Source organism: Streptomyces brasiliensis, assembly GCF_014647875.1.
Classification (GTDB): domain Bacteria; phylum Actinomycetota; class Actinomycetes; order Streptomycetales; family Streptomycetaceae; genus Streptomyces; species Streptomyces brasiliensis.
Genome location: NZ_BMQA01000036.1, coordinates 15,782 through 34,441, shown reverse-complemented (window position 1 = coordinate 34,441; position 18,660 = coordinate 15,782). Strand labels below are relative to the sequence as shown.

Annotated in this window: 17 protein-coding genes and 1 pseudogene; 6 read left to right on the top strand and 12 right to left on the bottom strand. The window is 70.7% G+C overall.

From position 1 onward, the window contains the following. Window positions 1-89: 89 nt before the first annotated feature. The 5 genes from IEZ19_RS34915 (at window position 90) to IEZ19_RS34895 (ending at window position 4,675) form a co-directional block, all read left to right on the top strand. On the top strand, window positions 90-833 hold the full coding sequence (locus tag IEZ19_RS34915) for an ABC transporter ATP-binding protein (RefSeq protein ID WP_189315398.1): 744 nt from the start codon (window positions 90-92) through the stop codon (window positions 831-833). After that, window positions 815-2,113 carry a YML083C domain-containing protein gene (locus IEZ19_RS34910; protein ID WP_189315397.1) on the top strand — a complete coding sequence of 433 codons (1,299 nt, stop codon included), beginning with the start codon at window positions 815-817 and terminating at the stop codon, window positions 2,111-2,113. The genes IEZ19_RS34915 and IEZ19_RS34910 overlap by 19 nt, the downstream gene beginning before the upstream one ends. A gap of 128 nt (window positions 2,114-2,241) precedes the next feature. Then, window positions 2,242-2,649 carry a VOC family protein gene (locus IEZ19_RS34905; RefSeq protein ID WP_189315396.1) on the top strand — a complete coding sequence of 136 codons (408 nt, stop codon included), beginning with the start codon at window positions 2,242-2,244 and terminating at the stop codon, window positions 2,647-2,649. A 60-nt stretch (window positions 2,650-2,709) separates the two neighbouring features. Beyond that, window positions 2,710-3,834: an LOG family protein gene (locus IEZ19_RS34900; protein WP_189315395.1), complete on the top strand. Its 1,125-nt coding sequence runs from the start codon at window positions 2,710-2,712 to the stop codon at window positions 3,832-3,834. A gap of 160 nt (window positions 3,835-3,994) precedes the next feature. Then, window positions 3,995-4,675, top strand: a complete 681-nt coding sequence (locus IEZ19_RS34895) for an LAETG motif-containing sortase-dependent surface protein (protein ID WP_189315394.1) — start codon at window positions 3,995-3,997, stop codon at window positions 4,673-4,675. 62 nt (window positions 4,676-4,737) lie between these two features. On the opposite strand, the pseudogene IEZ19_RS34890 reads toward IEZ19_RS34895, so the two are convergent. The 11 genes and pseudogenes from IEZ19_RS34890 to rpsB all read right to left on the bottom strand — a co-directional run bounded on the left by IEZ19_RS34890 (window position 4,738) and on the right by rpsB (window position 17,016). Continuing rightward, window positions 4,738-5,534: pseudogene (locus IEZ19_RS34890) on the bottom strand (maleylpyruvate isomerase family mycothiol-dependent enzyme). 24 nt (window positions 5,535-5,558) lie between these two features. Then, window positions 5,559-6,578 (bottom strand): ABC transporter ATP-binding protein, encoded by a 1,020-nt coding sequence (locus IEZ19_RS34885; protein ID WP_189315393.1) that lies wholly within the window; start codon window positions 6,576-6,578, stop codon window positions 5,559-5,561. Further along, on the bottom strand, window positions 6,578-8,179 hold the full coding sequence (locus IEZ19_RS34880; RefSeq protein ID WP_189315392.1) for an ABC transporter permease: 1,602 nt from the start codon (window positions 8,177-8,179) through the stop codon (window positions 6,578-6,580). Before IEZ19_RS34880 ends, IEZ19_RS34885 begins: the two co-directional genes overlap by 1 nt. Window positions 8,180-8,217: 38 nt before the next feature. Continuing rightward, entirely contained in the window at window positions 8,218-9,291 is a 1,074-nt protein-coding gene (locus tag IEZ19_RS34875) for a thiamine ABC transporter substrate-binding protein (protein WP_189315391.1), read from the bottom strand. Window positions 9,292-9,520: 229 nt separating this feature from the next. Further along, window positions 9,521-10,627, bottom strand: a complete 1,107-nt coding sequence (rlmN, locus tag IEZ19_RS34870) for a dual-specificity RNA methyltransferase RlmN (protein ID WP_189315390.1) — start codon at window positions 10,625-10,627, stop codon at window positions 9,521-9,523. A gap of 234 nt (window positions 10,628-10,861) precedes the next feature. Beyond that, window positions 10,862-12,088 (bottom strand): cytochrome P450, encoded by a 1,227-nt coding sequence (locus IEZ19_RS34865; RefSeq protein ID WP_189315389.1) that lies wholly within the window; start codon window positions 12,086-12,088, stop codon window positions 10,862-10,864. Between the two features lie 130 nt (window positions 12,089-12,218). Beyond that, window positions 12,219-13,370 carry a phosphatidate cytidylyltransferase gene (locus IEZ19_RS34860; protein ID WP_189315388.1) on the bottom strand — a complete coding sequence of 384 codons (1,152 nt, stop codon included), beginning with the start codon at window positions 13,368-13,370 and terminating at the stop codon, window positions 12,219-12,221. Then, window positions 13,370-13,927 (bottom strand): ribosome recycling factor, encoded by a 558-nt coding sequence (gene frr, locus IEZ19_RS34855; RefSeq protein WP_189315387.1) that lies wholly within the window; start codon window positions 13,925-13,927, stop codon window positions 13,370-13,372. Before frr ends, IEZ19_RS34860 begins: the two co-directional genes overlap by 1 nt. A gap of 184 nt (window positions 13,928-14,111) precedes the next feature. After that, window positions 14,112-14,870 carry a UMP kinase gene (gene pyrH / locus IEZ19_RS34850; RefSeq protein ID WP_189315386.1) on the bottom strand — a complete coding sequence of 253 codons (759 nt, stop codon included), beginning with the start codon at window positions 14,868-14,870 and terminating at the stop codon, window positions 14,112-14,114. A 194-nt stretch (window positions 14,871-15,064) separates the two neighbouring features. Next, window positions 15,065-15,901 carry a translation elongation factor Ts gene (gene tsf, locus IEZ19_RS34845; protein ID WP_189315385.1) on the bottom strand — a complete coding sequence of 279 codons (837 nt, stop codon included), beginning with the start codon at window positions 15,899-15,901 and terminating at the stop codon, window positions 15,065-15,067. Between the two features lie 182 nt (window positions 15,902-16,083). Further along, window positions 16,084-17,016: a 30S ribosomal protein S2 gene (gene rpsB, locus IEZ19_RS34840; protein ID WP_189315384.1), complete on the bottom strand. Its 933-nt coding sequence runs from the start codon at window positions 17,014-17,016 to the stop codon at window positions 16,084-16,086. 272 nt (window positions 17,017-17,288) lie between these two features. On the opposite strand from rpsB, the gene IEZ19_RS34835 reads away from it, so the two are divergent. Continuing rightward, entirely contained in the window at window positions 17,289-17,894 is a 606-nt protein-coding gene (locus tag IEZ19_RS34835) for a murein hydrolase activator EnvC family protein (protein ID WP_189315383.1), read from the top strand. A gap of 184 nt (window positions 17,895-18,078) precedes the next feature. On the opposite strand, the gene IEZ19_RS34830 is transcribed toward IEZ19_RS34835, so the two are convergent. After that, the gene (locus tag IEZ19_RS34830) at window positions 18,079-18,636 is read right to left on the bottom strand and encodes a TetR/AcrR family transcriptional regulator (RefSeq protein WP_189315382.1); all 558 of its coding nucleotides are present in this window, start codon (window positions 18,634-18,636) and stop codon (window positions 18,079-18,081) included. Window positions 18,637-18,660: the final 24 nt, after the last annotated feature.

The window sequence follows — 18,660 nt, the reverse complement described above, 5'->3', positions numbered from 1 at the left end:
GTGCCCAGTGACCGATCGGCCCAGTCTTCGTTCCCCCGGAAGGGGGATCAGGCGCCGGGAAATACTGATCAGAACCGAGGTGTACGCCCATGGAGGCCCCGCCGGACAACGACGTGCTCTGGGCCCGCGCCCTGCACTTCAAGCACCACGACGGCTCGCCCGCCCTCGCCGGTGTCTCGCTCGGCGTGCGCGAGGGCGAGATCCTCGCCGTCAGCGGCCCGCGCGGCAGTGGCAAGACGACCCTCCTGCAGTGCCTGGCCGGGCTGCTGCCGGTGCAGCGCGGCGAGGTCTGGTTCAACAGCACGCCCGTGCACAACATGGGCCCCGTCACCCGTGAGCGGCTGCGCCGCGACCGCTTCGGCTGGATCGACCCGGCGCCCCTGCTCATCCCCGAGCTGAACGTCTGGGAGAACACCGCGCTCCCCCTGATGCTCCGGGGCACCAGCCGCCGGCGGGCCAAGGTGGCCGCCCTGGAGTGGCTGGAGCGGCTCGACGTCGGCGACCACACCCGCAAGCGGCCGCACGAACTGCTCCAGGCCGAGCGCCAGCGCGTCGCCATCGCCCGGGCCCTCGCTCCGGCCCCCACGGTCCTGTTCGCGGACGAGCCGACGGCGCCCCTGCACCGCGCCGACCGCGCCCAGGTGCTGCGGACCCTGACCACCGCGGCCCGCTCGCACGGCATCACGGTCGTGCTGGCCACCCCCGAGGCGGAGACGGCGGCCCTCGCCGACCGTACGGTGCCGCTGCTGGACGGGCGGCGCGTGAACACCATCCACCTGCCCGAGGTGCCCGAGACGGAAGGCCGGACGGCCGCGTGCTCGCTCTCCGTCTGATCCGCGTCGCCCACCCGGCCGTCCATCTGCGCCGCCTTCTGGTGGCCGCGGCCGCGGCGGGCACCGGCTTCCTGCTCCTGTCCGCGCTCGGCTACGCCCTGGGCCACCCCGAGACACCGGCCACCTCGGCACTACGGCTGGCCTGGTGCGCGGTGCCCCTGGCGGCCACGGTGCACTTCGCGGCGGCGGTCGCCCGCACGGACCCCGGCACGAAGCCCCGCCCCGGCCTTTCCGCGATCGGCCTGGGCCCGGCCCGCCTGATGGCCCTCTCGGCCTTCACGACGGCCTTGGCCACCGCCCTGGGCTCCCTGCTCGCGCTTCTGGTCTTCCTCCGCCTGCGGGGCGACCTGACGGGCATGCCCTTCGACGGAGCAACAGCAGACTTCCTGGCCTCGGACACCCCTCTGCCGATCCCGGCCACGCTGACGCTCCTGGCCATGACTCCGGCGACGGCATCACTGACGGTGGCGCTGACACTGCGCCCCCGCGACCTGCACCCCACCCGCCCCACCGCGGGCGACCACGCACCGGACCAACCCCGTCCCACCGCGGGCAGTCGTACCGCCGGGGCAGCGCCCGTCCCACAGAAGGGCAGCACCCCGCAAGCGGCGGGCGGCGCGACCGACCCCCGCGCACCGGCCGACGCCACCGACTCGACCGACCCCGGCCCAACCCCCGGCGCAGCCCTCCCCTGGGGCATCGCCGCGCTGGCCGCAGGCCTGGCCGTACAGGCCTACGTCGGCCACTCCGCCGAAAACCCCCCCGTCCTCCCCGGCGAAGCGGCCGGCCCCGCAGGCGTGTTCATCGGCTGGCTCCTCACCGCCCTCGGCCTGGTCCTCGCCGCCCCCGGCCTGGCCCACCTCGCCGGCCGCATCCTGCAGGCAGGCCGGCCCGGCGCACTCAGGCTCCTCGCCGGCCGCGGCCTCATGGCGGAAGCCACCCGGCTCGGCCGCCCCCTCGGCATCCTGTCCGCGGTCGCCTCCGGCGCGTACGCCATGACCGCGCTCTACCCGCTGTACCACGCCGACGCCCCCGTCTTCGGCCCCCTCACCACCCTCGGCGCCCTCGTGGTGGCCGGCTGCGCGCTGGCGACCCTGCTCACGACCGCCGTCGAGTCCCGCCAGTCCCGCGCCGACACGACCGCAGCGCTCGTACGCCTCGGCGCCCCCGCCACGATGCTGCGCAGCGCCGCCGCCCTGCGCGCCGGGGCTCTGCTGGCCGTGTTCACCCCGCTCACCCTGGTGATCGCCGAGCTGGCCGCCCTCCCGCCGACCCGCTGAAGGACCTACGAGCCGTACGAGCCGTACGAGCCCTGCGAAGAAAAATCGCACGGCCGCCGATGAGTTCTGCGGCGGCCCCCGGTCTACCCCCCGAACCGAACGCACCGCACCCTGACGGGAGACCCGGCATGTACCAGCAGATGATCTTCGTGAACCTGGCCACGAACGACGTCGAGGCGTCGAAGGAGTTCTTCACACGGCTCGGCTACACGATCAACCCGCAGTTCAGCACCGACGACTGCGCCTGCGTCGTGATCAGCGACACGATCATCGCGATGCTGCTCGGCAAGCAGCGCTACGCCGACTTCACCAAGAAGGAGATCGCCGACTCGACGAAGACCAGCGAGGTGCTGATCTGTCTGAGCGCCGAGAGCCGCGCGAAGGTCGATGAACTGGTCGACAACGCGATCGCGGCCGGCGGTAGCGCGACCGGCGAGACGCAGGACCAGGGCTTCATGTACGGCCGCGCCTTCGACGACCTGGACGGCCACACCTGGGAGGTCATGTGGATGGACCCGGCGGCGGTCCAGGGCTGACCCGCCACCGGCCCACCGGGGCGGCCCATCGGGCCCGAACTGCTGTGCCAGCATGGGCGGGTGCATTCGACACCCGCCCAGCCCCGTCGCGCCACCCACGACCACGAGATCGAGTCGCTCGCCGAGTTCGACGAGATCGTCGCCGCGCACGGCACACTCGCCCGGTTCCGCGTCCAGGGCATAGACCTGACGGACCGCACGGACGCGCTGCTCTCGCTCGAGACCGAGGGCGCCGTCTTCCTCGGCTGCCCCATGGAGCACGACGCGGCCGCCCGCTTGCGCGCCGCCGGGGCCCTGGTCTTCCCGCCCGTCCCGGGCCTGCCCTTCGACCCCTACCGGGGCTTCGTCTACGCACCCGACGAGCTGTTCGAGTCGCTCGACGAGGGATACGAGGCGACACCCGACGCGCAGGCGTACACCTGGTTCGTCCGGACCAAGGCCGATGGTGACATCTTCGCATCGATGCTGCGCGCGATCCACGACGACGTCGTCTCCGACGCGCTCGACGAACTCCTCGTCGGCGCCCGGGTGGTGGGCGTCATGGGCGGCCACGCCATGGCCCGCGGAACGGAGGCCTACGCCAGTGCGGCGCGCCTCGGCCGGGAACTGGCGCGCGCCGGGCTGACCGTGGCGACGGGCGGCGGTCCCGGCGCCATGGAGGCGGCGAACCTCGGCGCGTACGCCGCGCCGTTCGACGACGAGATGCTCGTCGAGGCGCTCCGACTCCTCGCGAAGGCGCCGTCGTTCCGGCCGTCCGTGACGGACTGGGCGCGTGCCGCGTTCGAGGTGCGCGGCCGCTGGCCGGGCGGCGGTGCGTCGGTGGGCATTCCCACCTGGTTCTACGGCCACGAGCCGCCGAACGCCTTCGCCGCGCACATCGCCAAGTACTTCGCCAACGCCACCCGCGAGGACGGCCTGCTGGCCCGCTCGAACGCGGGTGTGGTGTTCCTGCCGGGCGCCGCCGGCACCGTACAGGAGATCTTCGACAACGCGACGCCCAACTACTACGAGTCGCGCGGCGAGCCCACGCCGATGGTGCTCGTGGACCGGGAGCACTGGACCCGGATGCTGCCGGCGTGGCCGCTGTTGCAGTCGCTCGCGGGAGGCCGGGTGATGGAGTCCCGAATCGCACTGGTTGACCGGATCGAGGAGGCTCCGGAGGCGTTGAAACGTCTCGGCGGTTAATAAGCGAGCAAAGCCAACGCCCGTAGGCGGCACATGCATTGACATGTCTTACGGAGCGCTTATAGACCTGTGAGTCTCATGGGGGTGGTGTTGCTTCAGGTCTTCGTTGCCTCATCTCCCCCTCAGCCCCCCGCAGTTATTGCATCCGTGAAGGACAAACGTGTCCATATCTCGCCGCAGCGCACGGCGTTCCGTGCGCATCCTGGGTGTTGCCTCCGCCACCGTGGCGCTCGCACTAGGCGTCACGAACACGGCCCTGGCCTGCAACATCCGTGAATTCTCCGCCGAGGCCACGTGCGTCGGCGACAAGGGCCAGATCGTCGTCACCGACGAGGACTCGTCCGGCACCCCGGCCGTCATCACCGTGTTCCTCAAGAGCCCCGCGGGTGTCGAGACTCCGGTCGGCCAGCCGCAGAACGTCAAGGGATCGAAGGAAGGCACGACGGTCACCTTCGACGAGGACTGGAAGCCGAACGCGACGTACCGGATCCACGTCAAGGCCGGCAACATCGTCGACGAGGACATCAAGCCGGACCTGACGACCTCGTCGACGGCTTGCAAGACCGAGGAGACCCCGACCCCGTCGGCCACCCCGTCGCCGTCGGAGTCGGAGTCCGCCCCGGCCGAGACGCCGGCCCCGTCGGCCTCGGAGAGCAGCACCGCCCCGGCGGACACCTCGAGCAACGCGCCGTCCCCGGCGGCCGGTGACTCGAACCTCGCCGAGACCGGTGCAAACTCCAACACCGGCCTGATCGCCGGCATCGCGGCCGCCCTGGTCGTGGTCGGCGGCGGCGCCGTCTTCTTCGGCATGCGCCGTCGCGGGGCGAACAGCTCCCGCTGACGCCTCACTTCGTACACCGACGTGGCCCGTCCCCGTATCCCCGGGGGACGGGCCACGCCCATTCACCCGAACGAGGCCCGCGCCAGCCAGGATTCGAGCACCACACGGTCCCCGAGCACCTCGAGCCCGGGCGCGTCCAGGGGGAGCCGACGGTAGAAGGCGAGCAGGACGGAGGCAAGCGGGCCGCGCAGGGCGACGGTCGCCTTCTCATGACCGCGCCGCCACCCGAATCCGTCCCCGTCGAACTCGACGATCCACTCGGCGTTCAGCCCGGGAACGGTGTCGGTGGCGTGAAAGTGGATGCTGCGCGTCGGCCCGTGCAGTCGCAGCGCCGCCTCGTTCTCCCGGTGCCGCTGGACCCACTCGACGGTCTCCAGCCACTCGTCGAGCGCGTCGGCGGCCACGTCGGGTGCGACATCGTAGGACAGTCCGGCGGTGAGTGCGGCGTCCGCGCGGTGGACGGTGATCTCATGGGTCATTCGGCGGGCCCAGAATCCCGCGCTGGGGTCGCCCCTCCAGCCCCACACCCGGGCATCCGGGCCGGCCTCCCGCAGCGCGGCCACGCCAGTTCGCCCGTCTCCGCCAGCCACGCGTCCAGCGCGCCGGCGTCACCCCGTTTCCCGGCACAGTCGTGGAGCGGGACCCGCTCTTCCGGGATCTCCTCCTCGGCTCGGGTCCGCACGAGCGTGTCGACCCAGCGCAGGGCTCCGCCCATGTGCCGGACGAGGTCCTCCAGGCTCCAGTCGGGGCAGGTCGGCACGGTGGCCCCCAGATCGGTCCCGGAGATCACCACCGCCCTCAACTGCGCCACCTGACGGGCGATTTCGTCGCAGTAGCGGTCATGCGCGAGTGATGGCATGACCGTCACCCCAGGGCAGCGTGATCAGCCGAGCACGACGATTTCCGTCGGGTCGAACTCCACCCCGACCTCGCTTCCCGTCTCCGGGGCCTCCCGCAGCGCGCACGCCGCCTCCAGGCGTGGGCCGTCCTCGGGGCGGAGGTGGACGGCGACGTGGGTGCCCTTGAAGGTGCGGGCCGTCACCGTGCAGCGGAGGCCCTCCGGGGCGGGTACGAGGCGTACGCCTGCGGGGCGTACCAGGAGGGTGCGGGTGCCCTGGGGCGCGGTTTCGGGAACCGGGAGCTTGCCCCACGGTGTGACCGCCGCTCCGTCCGTCACCGTCGCCGGGACGACGTTCTCGAAGCCCAGGAAGCGGGCCACGAACTCGTCCGCCGGGCGCTGCCACACCTCAAGTGGCGTACCGGACTGGGCGATCCGGCCGTCCCGCATCACCACCACCCGGTCGGCGAGCGCGAAGGCCTCGCCCTGGTCGTGTGTCACCGCGAGCACGGTCGTGCCCAACCGGCCGAACAGCTCACGGAGTTCGACCACGAGACGTTCGCGCAGAGAACGGTCGAGCTGGCCGAGGGGTTCGTCCAGCATGAGCAGACGGGGACGGGGGGCGAGTGCGCGGGCCAGCGCCACTCGTTGCTGCTCACCGCCGGAGAGTCCGGCGACCGCCCGGCGGGCAGCTCCCGGTAGCCCCACCATCTCCAGCAACTCCCCGACCTCAGTGGCCTGTTCCGCCTTGGACGCCTCCTGCATCCGCAGCCCGAACGCCACGTTGGCGCCCACGTCCCGCTGCGGGAACAGCTGGTGGTCCTGGAACATCAGCCCGACGCCCCGCTTGTGCGCGGGCACCCCCGACTGGTCCCGGCCGGAGAGCAGAATCCGCCCGCCGGACAGCGGCTGGAGTCCCGCCACCGCCCTGAGAAGCGTCGACTTGCCGCTGCCGCTCGGTCCGAGCACGCACACGATCTCGTGCTCGGCAACCGAGAGGTCCACCGCGTCGAGCACGGCCCGGCCGCCGAAGCGCACGGTCGCGACCTCCAGGCTCAGCAGCATCAGAACTCTCCCGTCCGGTCGGTCCGCAGCCGCTCCAGCACCAGCAGTGCCACCGCGCACACCACCATCAGAATCGTCGACAGGGCCATCGCCTGCCCGTAGTTGAGATCGCCGGGCCGTGCCAGCAGCCGCGCCACCGCGACGGGCAGCGTCGGGTTGTCCGGCCGCGCGATGAACACGGTCGCCCCGAACTCCCCCAGCGACACGGCGAAGGCGAACCCGGCCGCGACCAGCAGCGCCCGCCGCACCATCGGCAGGTCGACCTCCCACCACACCCGCCAGGGCGACGCCCCGAGCACGGCCGCTGCCTCCCTGAGCCGCCCGTCCACCGCGCGCAGCACGGGCAGCATGGTCCGTACGACGAAGGGGGCGCCGACCAGCGCCTGGGCGAGCGGTACGAGGATCCAGGACTGCCGCAGATCGAGCGGCGGCTCGTCCAGCGCGATCAGGAAACCGAAGCCGACGGTCACGGCGGAGACGCCGAGCGGCAGCATCAGCAGCGCGTCGAAGCCCCGCGCGAGACGGCCTGCGTCCCGGCGGGCCAGCGCGGCGGCGGCGAGAGAGCCGATCAGCACGGCGATGGCGGTGGCGGCGACGGCGTACTCGAGCGAGGTCGTGACGGCCGTGAGGGGCGCGACCAGGAACGTGCCGCCGTCGTCTCGCGTGAGCGCCCGGTAGTAGCCGAACCCGGGCGCGTCCAACGACCGGCCGACCAGCACGGCGAGCGGCAGCAGCAGGAGTACGGCGATGGTGACGAGGACCCCGGCCAGGACCGCCCACTGCCCGGTCCCGCGCGGCCGACGTGCCGTCACCGACGCGTCCACCAGCCTGAGCACGCTCTCGCGTCGCCGTACGGTCCAGGCGTGCACGGCGAGGATCGCGCCGACCGCGACGAACTGCACGAGCGTGAGTACGGCGGCCGTGGAGAGGTCGAAGATCTCGGAGGTCTGCCGGTAGATCTCCACTTCGAGGGTGGAGAAGGTGGGGCCGCCGAGGATCTGCACGACACCGAAGGAGGTGAAGGTGAACAGGAACACCATCAGCGCGCCGGCGGCCAGGGCGGGGGCGAGTGCCGGGAGGGTGACCTTGCGCCAGGCGCCGAGCGGTGAGGCGCCGAGCATCCGGGCGGCCTCCTCCTGGCGCGGGTCGAGCTGCGCCCACAGGCCGCCCACCGTCCGTACGACGACCGCGTAGTTGAAGAAGACGTGCGCGAGCAGGATGGCCCACACGGTGGTGTCGAGGCGTACGCCCCACCACGCGTCCAGGAGTCCGCCGCGTCCGACGAGCGCGAGGAACGCCGTACCGACGACGACCGTCGGCAGCACGAACGGCACGGTGACGACGGCCCGCAGCACCTGCTTGCCAGGGAAGTCCAGGCGCGCGAAGACATATGCGGCGGGCAGCGCGACCAGCAGGGTGAGCGCGGTGGAGGCGAGCGCCTGCCAGGTGGTGAACCACAGCACGTGCCGGATGTCGGACCGCGCCACGACGTCGGCGATCCGCCCGAACTGCCATGTCCCGTCCGTCTTCAGACCGCGGGCGACGATCGCGGCCACGGGGTAGGCGAAGAAGACGGCGAAGAACGCGACGGGCCCGGCCATGAGGGCGAGCCGCGCCGCGCTCCCGCGCGTCCGCGTGCCTACTTCAGTACGAGCGACGTCCACGACTTGACCCACTGGTCGCGGTTGGCGGCGATCTTGTCGGCGGGCAGGGTCTCGGGGTCCTTGGCCTGCGGGCCGTACTTCACGAACTCCGTCGGCACCGCCGCGGTCTCCCGCACCGGGTAGACGAACATGTTGAGCGGCATGTCCTCCTGGAACTCCATGCTGATCAGGAAGTCGAGGAGCGCCTTGCCGCCCTCGCTGTTCCGGGCGTTGCTCAGCAGCCCCGCGTACTCGACCTGGCGGAAGCAGGTGCCGGTGGCCACGCCGGTCGGGGCGGTGGTGGGCTTCGGGTCGGCGTAGATGACCTCGGCGGGCGGCGAGGAGGCGTACGACACGACGAGCGGCCGGTCGCCATGGGCCTTCTTGCCGCCGGCCGAGCCGGAGAACTCCTCGTCGTAGGCCTGCTCCCAGCCGTCGACGACCTTGACGCCGTTGGCCTCGAGCTTCTTCCAGTAATCCTGCCAGCCGTCACCGAAGTGCGCGGTGCTGCCGAGCAGAAAGCCGAGCCCCGGCGAGGAGGTGGCGGCGTTCTCGGTGACGAGGAGGTTCTTGTACTCGGGCTTGACCAGGTCGGCGAAGGTCTGTGGCGGGGTCAGCTTGTGCTTGCTGAAGTACGCCTTGTCGTAGTTGACGCAGATGTCGCCGGTGTCGATGGGCGTGACGCGGTGCTTGTCCTGGTCGACGCGGTACTTCTGCACGATCTGGTCGGAGCCCTTGGGCTCGTACGACTGGAACAGCCCGTTGTCGAGGGCCCGCGACAGAAGGGTGTTGTCCACACCGAAGAAGACGTCGCCCTGCGGGTTGTCCTTGGTGAGGATGGCCTTGTTGACGGCCTGTCCGGCGTCGCCGTCCTTGAGGACCTTCACCTTGTAGCCGGACTGCTTCTCGAAATCGCTCAGCACGTTCTTCGAGACGGCCCACGAGTCGTGGCTGACGAGGGTGACAGTCTTGGAGTCGGCCGCCGATCCCTTGTCGTCCGTCGAACCGCACGCGGACAGCGTGACGAGGCCGAGCCCGGCGGCGACGGCCACGAGGGTCTTGTGGTGCACTGGTTTTCCTCCTGGGGTTGACCAGGAAGAGACGCGGCCCTGCCCAGGATCCGCGCGGGATGCCCGGGCAGGGCGCAACAGCTCGAGTGATGACCGAACTTCCTACCCAGAATGACCTGGGCGAGGTTCAGAGGGTCTGCGGCCGATGCCGCACTCTCAGCGCTGTGGCGCTCCCCTGTCGGAATATGAAGGTGTGGTGGTACGACACCAAGACGTACCGACGCTCAGACTACCGCTCGGTGGCCGCGAGCTGACCACAGGCTCCGTCGATCTCCTGACCTCGGGTGTCCCGGACGGTCACCGGCACCCCGTGGGCGGCGATGGCCTCGACGAAGGCCTTCTCGTCCTCGGGCCGGGAGGCGGTCCACTTGGAGCCCGGCGTCGGGTTGAGCGGAATCAGATTGACGTGCACGGGCTTGCCCTTGAGCAGCCGGCCGAGCCGGTCACCGCGCCAGGCCTGGTCGTTGATGTCCCGGATCAGCGCGTACTCGATGGACAGCCGGCGCCCGGACCTGGCGGCGTACTCCAGCCCGGCGTCGAGCACCTCGCGGACCTTCCAGCGGGTGTTCACGGGGACAAGGGTGTCGCGCAACTCGTCGTCGGGCGCGTGCAGGGAGATGGCGAGCCGGCACTTGAAGCCCTCGTCGGCGAAGCGGTGGATCGCCGGGACGAGGCCGACGGTCGACACCGTGATCCCGCGCTGCGACAGCCCGAGCCCGTCCGGCTCGGGGTCGGTGAGGGCGCGGATGGCGCCGACGACCCGCTTGTAGTTGGCGAGCGGCTCACCCATGCCCATGAAGACGATGTTGGACAGCCGCGCGGGCCCGCCCGGGACCTCGCCGTCCCTCAGCGCCCGCATCCCGTCCACGATCTGGTGCACGATCTCGGCGGTCGACAGGTTCCGGTCGAGACCGGCCTGCCCGGTCGCGCAGAACGGGCAGTTCATACCGCACCCGGCCTGCGAGCTGATGCACATGGTCACCCGGTCCGGGTACCGCATCAGCACCGACTCGACGAGCGTCCCGTCGAACAGCCGCCACAGCGTCTTGCGGGTGGTGCCCTGGTCGGTCGACAGATGCCGGACGACCGTCATCAGCTCCGGCAGCAGCGCCTCCCGCAGCTTGCCGCGCGACCCGGCGGGGATGTCGGTCCATTCGGCCGGGTCGTGCGCATACCGCGCGAAGTAGTGCGTCGAGAGCTGCTTGGCACGGAACGGCTTCTCGCCGATCGCGGCCACCGCTTCCTTGCGCTCGGCGGGCGACAGGTCGGCGAGATGCCGCGGCGGCTTCTTGGCTCCGCGCGGCGCGACAAAGGTGAGTTCTCCGGGCTTAGGCATGGCTGTACCAGTGTCGCAGATCGAATTCTTCTTCCTCGTCGCCGTCGATTACCGCAATCTCGGCCTCTGGTTCTACGACTACCTGGACTGAATGAGCTCAGCTGCGGGCAACCCGAGGATGACTCCGGCTCGCTGCAGGTTGGTGGCGGGGCGGATCGGGCCGGACCTGATGAAACTCGCGGGGCGCTCCCCGACGTTCCCCGTGGCTTCCCGTCGGTCGTCGCGGGATCGGGCTCACCAGGTCACGGGCAGCGTCCTCGGTCCGCGGATGAGGCACTGGCGCTGGGACTCGACGTCTTCCGGGGCCACCGCCAGGCGGATCTTGGGGAAGCGGACGAGAACGGCGGAGGTCATCACCTCCGCCTCCATGCGGGCCATGATCGCGGCCAGGCAGTGGTGCGGACCGTGCCCGAAGGCCAGGTGGGCGGCGTTGGTGCGGCCGAAGTCCAGGGAGTCGGGGTCGGGGAAGGCTACGGGATCGCGCTTGGCTGCGACGTAGGCGTTGTAGACCACGTAGCCGGCCCGGATCAGCTGCCCGCCGACCTCGACGTCCTCGGTGGCGACGCGCGGAATGCCGACGCCGTTGCGGTGCGGGACGTAGCGGAACAGCTCGTCGACGGCCTTCGGCAGGAGGTCCGGTTCACGGCGCAGCTGGTCGAGCTGTTCGAGGTGGGTGAGCAGCGCGTACATCATCGAGCCGCTGTTGTTGCGGACCGCGTGGCCGCCGCTGACCTGGACGGCGATGGCGAGGGAGATCGCCTCGTCGTCGCTGATCTCCCCGTCGGCGACGGCCCGTGCCAGCACTCCGGCCAGGTCGTCGCGGGGCTCCGCACGGCGGCGTTCGAGGAGTTCGACGATCCGGGCTCGGGTGGCGTCGGCGGCGGCCTTCGCGAGCTCCTTGGACTCGGCGCCGGCGGACAGCAGGGCCTCGCCGGTCCGGGCCCAGCGGTGCCAGTCGCTCTCGTCCACGCCGAGGAAGTCACGGATCACGGCGCTCGGAAAGGGGCCGTGCAGATGCTCCATGAGGTCGGCGGGTGCTCCGGCCAGTTCCATCCGGTCGAGCAGTTCGGCGGCCCGGCGCTCGGCGAGCGGGCGCAGGCGCTGCATACTGCGGCCGGTGAACGCCCGGGCGACGACCCGGCGCAGCCGGTTGTGCCGGGGCGGGTCGATGTACTGCAGCCCGGCCGTCTGCGAGGCCACCGGTTCCGGGCGCATGCTGGTCACCAAGCGGCCGATCAGCCGCTCGCGGGAGAAGCGGGGGTCGGCGGTGACGAGGCGGACGTCGTCGTAGCGGGTGACGAGCCAGGCGTGGCCCTCGCCATGCGGCAGTTTGATCCGGGTGACCGGCTCCTCGCGCATCACTTCGTCGAGAAACGGATCGGGTTCCAGGGCGGGCAGATCGTCGACGGGCCAGAAGCGCACCGGCGGTGGAGGTGTGTCCGAGGCGGAGTCGAGGGCCATCGGAAGTCTTCCGCCGCCACCCGACCGCGGCCATTTGTGCTGCGGCATACGGGTTCCGGGATTCCCGCCGTACGACGACGTGCCCCGCCCTCGGGTGAGAGCGGGGCTCGTGCAGGCAGACGTACGACGCCTATGCGGACCCGACGAAGATCACCAGCAGCAGCCACACCACAGGAGCCGTGGGCAGCAGGGAGTCCAAGCGGTCCATGATGCCGCCGTGACCGGGGAGCAGCGTGCCCATGTCCTTGATGCCGAGGTCTCGCTTGATCATGGACTCGCCGAGGTCGCCGAGCGTGGCGCTGGCCGCGACGGCGAGGCCCAGCAGGAGGCCCTGCCACCAGGTGCCGTCGTCGATCAGGAACTGCATGCACAGCGCGCCCGCGACCATGGCGAAGCTGACCGCGCCGGCCAGGCCTTCACGGGTCTTGCCGGGGCTGATGCGCGGGGCGAGCTTCTTGCGGCCGAAGCGCCAGCCGACGGCGTAGGCACCGGTGTCGCTGACGACCGTCAGGAGCAGGAAGGTCAGTACGCGACGCGGGCCGTCGTCGGCGGTGAGCATCATCGCGACGAACGTCGCGAGGAACGGCACGTAGAACGCGGCGAAGACGCCCGCCGTGACGTCCTTGAGATAGCCCTCCGGCGGTTCCGTCATCCGCCAGACCAGCACCGCGAGTGCGGTGAGCGCCATGGCCACCCAGGCGCCCTCGGCCCCGCTCACATATCCGGCGACGACCATCGCGGCGCCGCCGACAGCGAGCGGGACCAGGGGTGCCTTGATGCCCTTGCGCTCCTGGAGCCGGCTGGTCAGCTCCCACAGGCCGACCACGACGGCGACCGCCACCACGCCGACGAAGACGGCCTTGACGATGAACAGGGACGCGACGATCACCACGCCGAGCCCGACGCCGACGCCTATGGCCGCGCCCAGGTCCCGGCCCGCACTCTTCTTCTGCGGTGCAGGCGCCGGCTGTGGGGCGTCGGGCATGGGCTCCGGATTCTGCGGCACCGCCCCATCGGGGTGCGCCGTCGGGGTCTCGTCTCGGAACAAGGGGCCGCCCAGCCGAGCGGCCCCCCGGTCGTCATCCTGGTCTCCGCCGTACGCGGGTACGTCGCCGGGCACGACGGGCATGGGGCGAGTCTGCTGCGCGTCTTGCGCATCGTACGCGGGATCCGCCGGACCGGGCCCGTGGACGTAGCCCTGAGCATGGCCCTGGCCAGGCCCTTGATGGGTGGGCCCCCAGTACCCGGTCTGTGGCGGCGCCCCCCAGGAAGAGTTGTTCATCAGACCTCGAGCAGCTCCGCTTCCTTGTGCTTGAGGAGCTCGTCCACCTGAGCGACGTACTTCGCGGTGGTGTCGTCGAGTTCCTTCTCCGCACGGCGGCCCTCGTCCTCGCCGACCTCGCCGTCCTTGATCAGCTTGTCGATGGCGTCCTTGGCCTTGCGGCGCACGGAGCGGATGGACACCTTGGCGTCCTCGCCCTTGCCCTTGGCGACCTTGATGTAGTCGCGGCGGCGCTCCTCGGTGAGCTCCGGGAACACCACACGGATGATGTTGCCGTCGTTGCTCGGGTTGACGCCCAGGTCGGAGTCGCGGATGGCCTGCTCGATGTTGCGCAGGGCGCTCTTGTCGAACGGGGTCACGACCGCCATGCGCGGCTCCGGAACTGCGAACGAAGCCAGCTGGTTGATCGGCGTCGGCGCACCGTAGTAGTCGGCCACGATCTTGTTGAACATCGCCGGGTGCGCACGGCCGGTGCGGATCGCGGCGAAGTCCTCCTTGGCGACCACGACGGCCTTCTCCATCTTCTCCTCGGCCTCGAGGAGGGTCTCTTCGATCACCACTTGCTCCTGCGTGTCTTGAGTAGGCCCGGCTGCGGTTCCCTGTCGGTGGCGGCGGCCGGCTGCGTCGCGTCTTCTTCCTGCACGGTTCCCGACCGGCAGACCATTGTCCATCCCCCGGTCAGGGTCCGTCCCGTCGGTCCCCCGGACAGGTGGCGCCCGGTGGCCGAAGCGGGTGTGCCGGTCAGTTCCGGCTGCCCTGGTCCCCCACGAGCGTGCCGATCTTCTCACCCTTGACGGCCCGCGCAATATTGCCCGCCGCCAGCAGCTCGAAGACGAGGATCGGCAGCTTGTTGTCGCGGCACAGCGTGATGGCGGTGGCGTCGGCGACCTTGAGGTCGCGAGTGATGACCTCGCCGTAGCCGAGGGAGTCGAACTTGACGGCGTCCGGGTTGGTCTTCGGGTCGGAGTCGTAGACCCCGTCCACACCGTTCTTGCCCATGAGCAGCGCCTCGGCGTCGATCTCCAGGGCGCGCTGGGCGGCGGTGGTGTCGGTGGAGAAGTACGGCATGCCCATACCGGCGCCGAAGATCACCACGCGGCCCTTCTCCAGGTGGCGCACGGCCCGCAGCGGGATGTACGGCTCGGCGACCTGGCCCATGGTGATGGCGGTCTGGACGCGGGACTGGATGCCCTCCTTCTCCAGGAAGTCCTGGAGGGCGAGGCAGTTCATGACCGTGCCGAGCATGCCCATGTAGTCCGAGCGGGCCCGGTCCATGCCGCGCTGCTGGAGTTCGGCGCCGCGGAAGAAGTTGCCGCCTCCGATGACGACCGCGATCTGCGCGCCGTCCCGGACGACGGCCGCGATCTCGCGGGCGATGGCGTGCACCACGTCGGGGTCGACGCCCAGGCCCCCGCCGCCGGAGAAGGCCTCTCCGGACAGCTTCAGCAGAAACCGGCCGCGTACTTTGCCGTCGTCGCTCTTCTGGGCCTTGGTGGTCATGGGGATCCCGCCTCTTTCACATGTTGCACATACGAAGAAGGCCATTGCCGGTGGGGTCGCTCTTCGCTCCCGTGCGCGGCAATGGCCTCCTCGTCAGATCTGCTGTCGTCCGTCACGCACGCGTACGCGGTGACGGCGTACGCGGACGACTCCCCTCGACCCTATCGGGGTCGGGCGTCGCTCGCGGTACGGACTCAGATGCCGACCTTGATGCGCGTGAAGCGCTTCAGGGTGACACCGGCCTCGTCCAGGATCTTCTGGACGGACTTCTTGTTGTCCAGCGCGTACGGCTGGCCGAGCAGCGTGGCGTCCTTGAAGAAGCCGTTGAGGCGCCCCTCGACGATCTTGGCGATCGCGGCCTCGGGCTTGCCCTCGGCGCGGGTGGTCTCCTCGGCGATACGGCGCTCGGACTCGACGACCTCGGCCGGCACGTCCTCCTTGGAGAGGTACTTCGGCGCGAAGGCGGCGATGTGCTGGGCGACGCCCTTGGCGACCTCGGCGTTCGGCTTGTCCAGCTCGACGAGGACACCGATCTGCGGGGGCAGGTCCGGCATCGTGCGGTGCATGTAGGCGGCGACGAAGCCCTCGGAGAACTGCGCGAAGCGGTCCAGGACGATCTTCTCACCAAGGTTGGCGTTGGCCTCGTCCACGAACGCCTGGACGGTCTTGCCGGGCTCGATCTCGGAGGCGAGCAGGGCCTCGAGGTCGGCCGGGGAGGTCTTGGCGACGTGCTCGGCGATGGTGGTGGCCACGGCCTGGAACTTCTCGCCCTTGGCTACGAAGTCCGTCTCGCACTTCAGCTCGACGAGGACGCCGGAGGAGTTGTCGTCGGCGATGATCGAGACCACGGCGCCGTTCTCGGCGGAGCGGCCCTCGCGCTTGGCGACGCCCTTCTGGCCCTTGATACGGAGCGCCTCGACGGCCTTCTCGACGTTGCCCTCGGCCTCGTCCAGCGCCTTCTTGCAGTCCATCATGCCGGCGCCAGTGAGCTCACGAAGCTTCTTGACGTCGGCGGCGGTGTAGTTCGCCATGAGTCTGTGAATCTTTCTGGAAGTCTGGAAGATCGAAGATCTACGGGGTCTACGGCCCCCATGTAGTCGGAGGCCGCTGACACCCCGCCGACCTACGGGTGAACGGCGGGAGCGGACTTCACCGCACCAAAGGCGCTAGTGGATGCAGCACCGCTCCCGCCGTCAACTCTGACGCTGACGGGTCAGGCCTGCTCGGCGTCCGCGGCGGGGGCCTCGGCGGCCGGGGCCTCGGCGGCCGGGGCCTCGGCGGCCGGGGCCTCGGCGGCGGGGGCCTCGGCCTGCTCGGCGTCGGCGACCTTCTCCGTCTCGGCGGAGGTCTGGACCTCGGGCTCGCCGGCCTTCTTCTCGCCCTCGAGCAGGTCGCGCTCCCACTCGGCGAGCGGCTCACCGGCGGCCTTCTCGCCCTTCTCACCGGCGGCGACGCCGGAACGGGCGATGAGGCCCTCGGCGACGGCGTCGGCGATCACACGGGTGAGAAGGGTGACGGAGCGGATCGCGTCGTCGTTGCCCGGGATCTTGTAGTCGACCTCGTCGGGGTCACAGTTGGTGTCGAGGATGGCGACGACCGGGATGTTGAGCTTCCGGGCCTCGCCGACCGCGATGTGCTCCTTCTTGGTGTCCACGATCCAGACGGCGCTGGGCACCTTCTGCATCTCGCGGATACCACCGAGGGTCTTCTCCAGCTTGGCCTTCTCGCGCGAGAGCACGAGAAGCTCCTTCTTGGTCAGACCGGAGGACGCGACGTCGTCGAAGTCGATCTGCTCGAGCTCCTTGAGGCGCTGCAGACGCTTGTAGACGGTCGAGAAGTTGGTGAGCATGCCGCCCAGCCAGCGCTGGTTGACGTAGGGCATGCCGACGCGGGTGGCCTGCTCGGCGATGGCCTCCTGCGCCTGCTTCTTCGTGCCGACGAACATGACCGTGCCGCCGTGGGCGACGGTCTCCTTGACGAACTCGTAGGCGCGGTCGATGTACGACAGCGACTGGAGCAGGTCGATGATGTAGATGCCGTTGCGCTCGGTGAAGATGAAGCGCTTCATCTTCGGGTTCCAGCGACGGGTCTGGTGACCGAAGTGGACGCCGCTCTCCAGCAGCTCCCGCATCGTGACGACGGCCATGGCCGTATCTCCTTGAATTTCTCGGTTGTGCCGCGGCTGCCGGACGGCTTCCGCGCCTGACGCCCGCGTTGCGCCGTTGCCACGAAGGACCGAGGAGCGCTGACACCGGCCGGTGAGGGCTCGATGTCGGGGCGTGCGAAGTCGACCCGGTGACCCGGATCGCCAACAGAAGTGTACGGGACCGCCGACCCACCGGGTGACGCCACTGTCCACAACCGGTGAGTAGTCCACAGATCCCGGCCATGATCGACGGGATACGGGACGGTTCTCGCATGAGGACGAGGCTGAGCACGAGGCGCACGGCGACGACATGGGCGGCATTGCTGCTGGCCCTGCTGGGGCTGGGGCTGCTGCTGACGCCGGCCATGGCCGGCGCGGCCCCACCGGGCCCACCTGCCCCAGGCCCGCCGGTCCCGGTGATCGCCCGCGCCTGGCCGGTGGGCACGCACCCGACAGTGGTACGGGGCTGGGACCCCCCGGCGACGCCGTACGGCCGAGGCCACCGAGGCGTGGACCTGGCGGCCCCACCGGGCACTCCGGTACGAGCGGTGGCGCCGGGAAGGGTGTCGTTCGCGGGGCAGGTGGCGGGAAGGGGTGTGGTGTCGGTGACCCTGACGGGCACGGACCTCCGCACGACCTACGAGCCGGTGCACCCGTCGGTGGAGAAGGGTGACGAGGTGGAGGCGGGCGAGGCGGTCGGAGTCGTCGAAGCCACGGGGGCGCACTGCGGGCGGGTATGCCTGCACTGGGGCCTGCTGAGGGGCGAGACGTACCTGAACCCACTGGGCCTGCTACCACCGTGGCTGCTGCACAGCGGCCCGTCGCGACTGCTGCCGGTACTGGGCATTCCACCTGCCACCCAGCCCGCGGGCACCTGACGGCCCTACCGCCGCGGCTGCGGGCAGTCGTGCCTCCCCCCAGTGCCTCGAGGGCCTGGGGAGGTTCCCAGGCCGCAGAGGTGGGCGATGGGGGTCCCCCCGCTCGAGCGAGGCCGAGAGTGGGGGAGGCACCTCCCGCAAGCGCGGGCAAGCGAAACCCACCCCCGCCCAGCCCCGGCGCGCCTCAGCCGGTAACCCCCCGCAGCGCCATCACAACGGCCGCATCAGTGATCACCGCGGGATCCTCCGCCGCCCCCAACTCGATCCGCCGCGCAGCCGTATCCACCACGCCCTGCACCAGCATCGCCGCCAGCCGAGGCTGCCCGTGCCCCATCTCCTCCAGCGCCTCGACGATCATCGCCACGAGCCCGCCATGGGCGGCCCGGATCTTCTCCCGAGCCCCGGCATCGAGCTCACTCGCGGAGATGGCGACCACGGCCCGGTGCCGACGGTCCCCCACCAACCCCAGTTGTCGTCGCACATACGCCTCGACCTTGCCCTCGGCCGAGTCCACCCGCTCCACCGCCGCCGCGACCTCCGCCGCCCACACCGGGAAGTCGACCTCGCACAGCTCCTCGACCACGGCGGCCCGGGACCGGAAGTACTCGTACACCGACGACCGTGCGAGCCCCGTCCGCTCGGCGAGGGCCGGGAAGGTCAGCGCCTCCGTACCGCCCTCGGACAGGAGGGACCGCGCCGCGTCCAGCAGGGCGGCTCGCTGCATCGATCTGTGCTCGGCCACGGAGGCCGCTCGAATCCTTGGCAC

Coding starts and splice junctions, on each gene's coding strand:
- IEZ19_RS34915 (WP_189315398.1), top strand. CDS start 90: ATGGAGGCCCCGCCGGACAACGACGTGCTCTGGGCCCGCGCCCTGCAC.
- IEZ19_RS34905 (WP_189315396.1), top strand. CDS start 2,242: ATGTACCAGCAGATGATCTTCGTGAACCTGGCCACGAACGACGTCGAG.
- IEZ19_RS34885 (WP_189315393.1), bottom strand. CDS start 6,578: ATGCTGCTGAGCCTGGAGGTCGCGACCGTGCGCTTCGGCGGCCGGGCC.
- IEZ19_RS34880 (WP_189315392.1), bottom strand. CDS start 8,179: ATGGCCGGGCCCGTCGCGTTCTTCGCCGTCTTCTTCGCCTACCCCGTG.
- rlmN (WP_189315390.1), bottom strand. CDS start 10,627: ATGCCTAAGCCCGGAGAACTCACCTTTGTCGCGCCGCGCGGAGCCAAG.
- IEZ19_RS34865 (WP_189315389.1), bottom strand. CDS start 12,088: ATGGCCCTCGACTCCGCCTCGGACACACCTCCACCGCCGGTGCGCTTC.
- IEZ19_RS34860 (WP_189315388.1), bottom strand. CDS start 13,370: ATGAACAACTCTTCCTGGGGGGCGCCGCCACAGACCGGGTACTGGGGG.
- pyrH (WP_189315386.1), bottom strand. CDS start 14,870: ATGACCACCAAGGCCCAGAAGAGCGACGACGGCAAAGTACGCGGCCGG.
- tsf (WP_189315385.1), bottom strand. CDS start 15,901: ATGGCGAACTACACCGCCGCCGACGTCAAGAAGCTTCGTGAGCTCACT.
- rpsB (WP_189315384.1), bottom strand. CDS start 17,016: ATGGCCGTCGTCACGATGCGGGAGCTGCTGGAGAGCGGCGTCCACTTC.
- IEZ19_RS34835 (WP_189315383.1), top strand. CDS start 17,289: ATGAGGACGAGGCTGAGCACGAGGCGCACGGCGACGACATGGGCGGCA.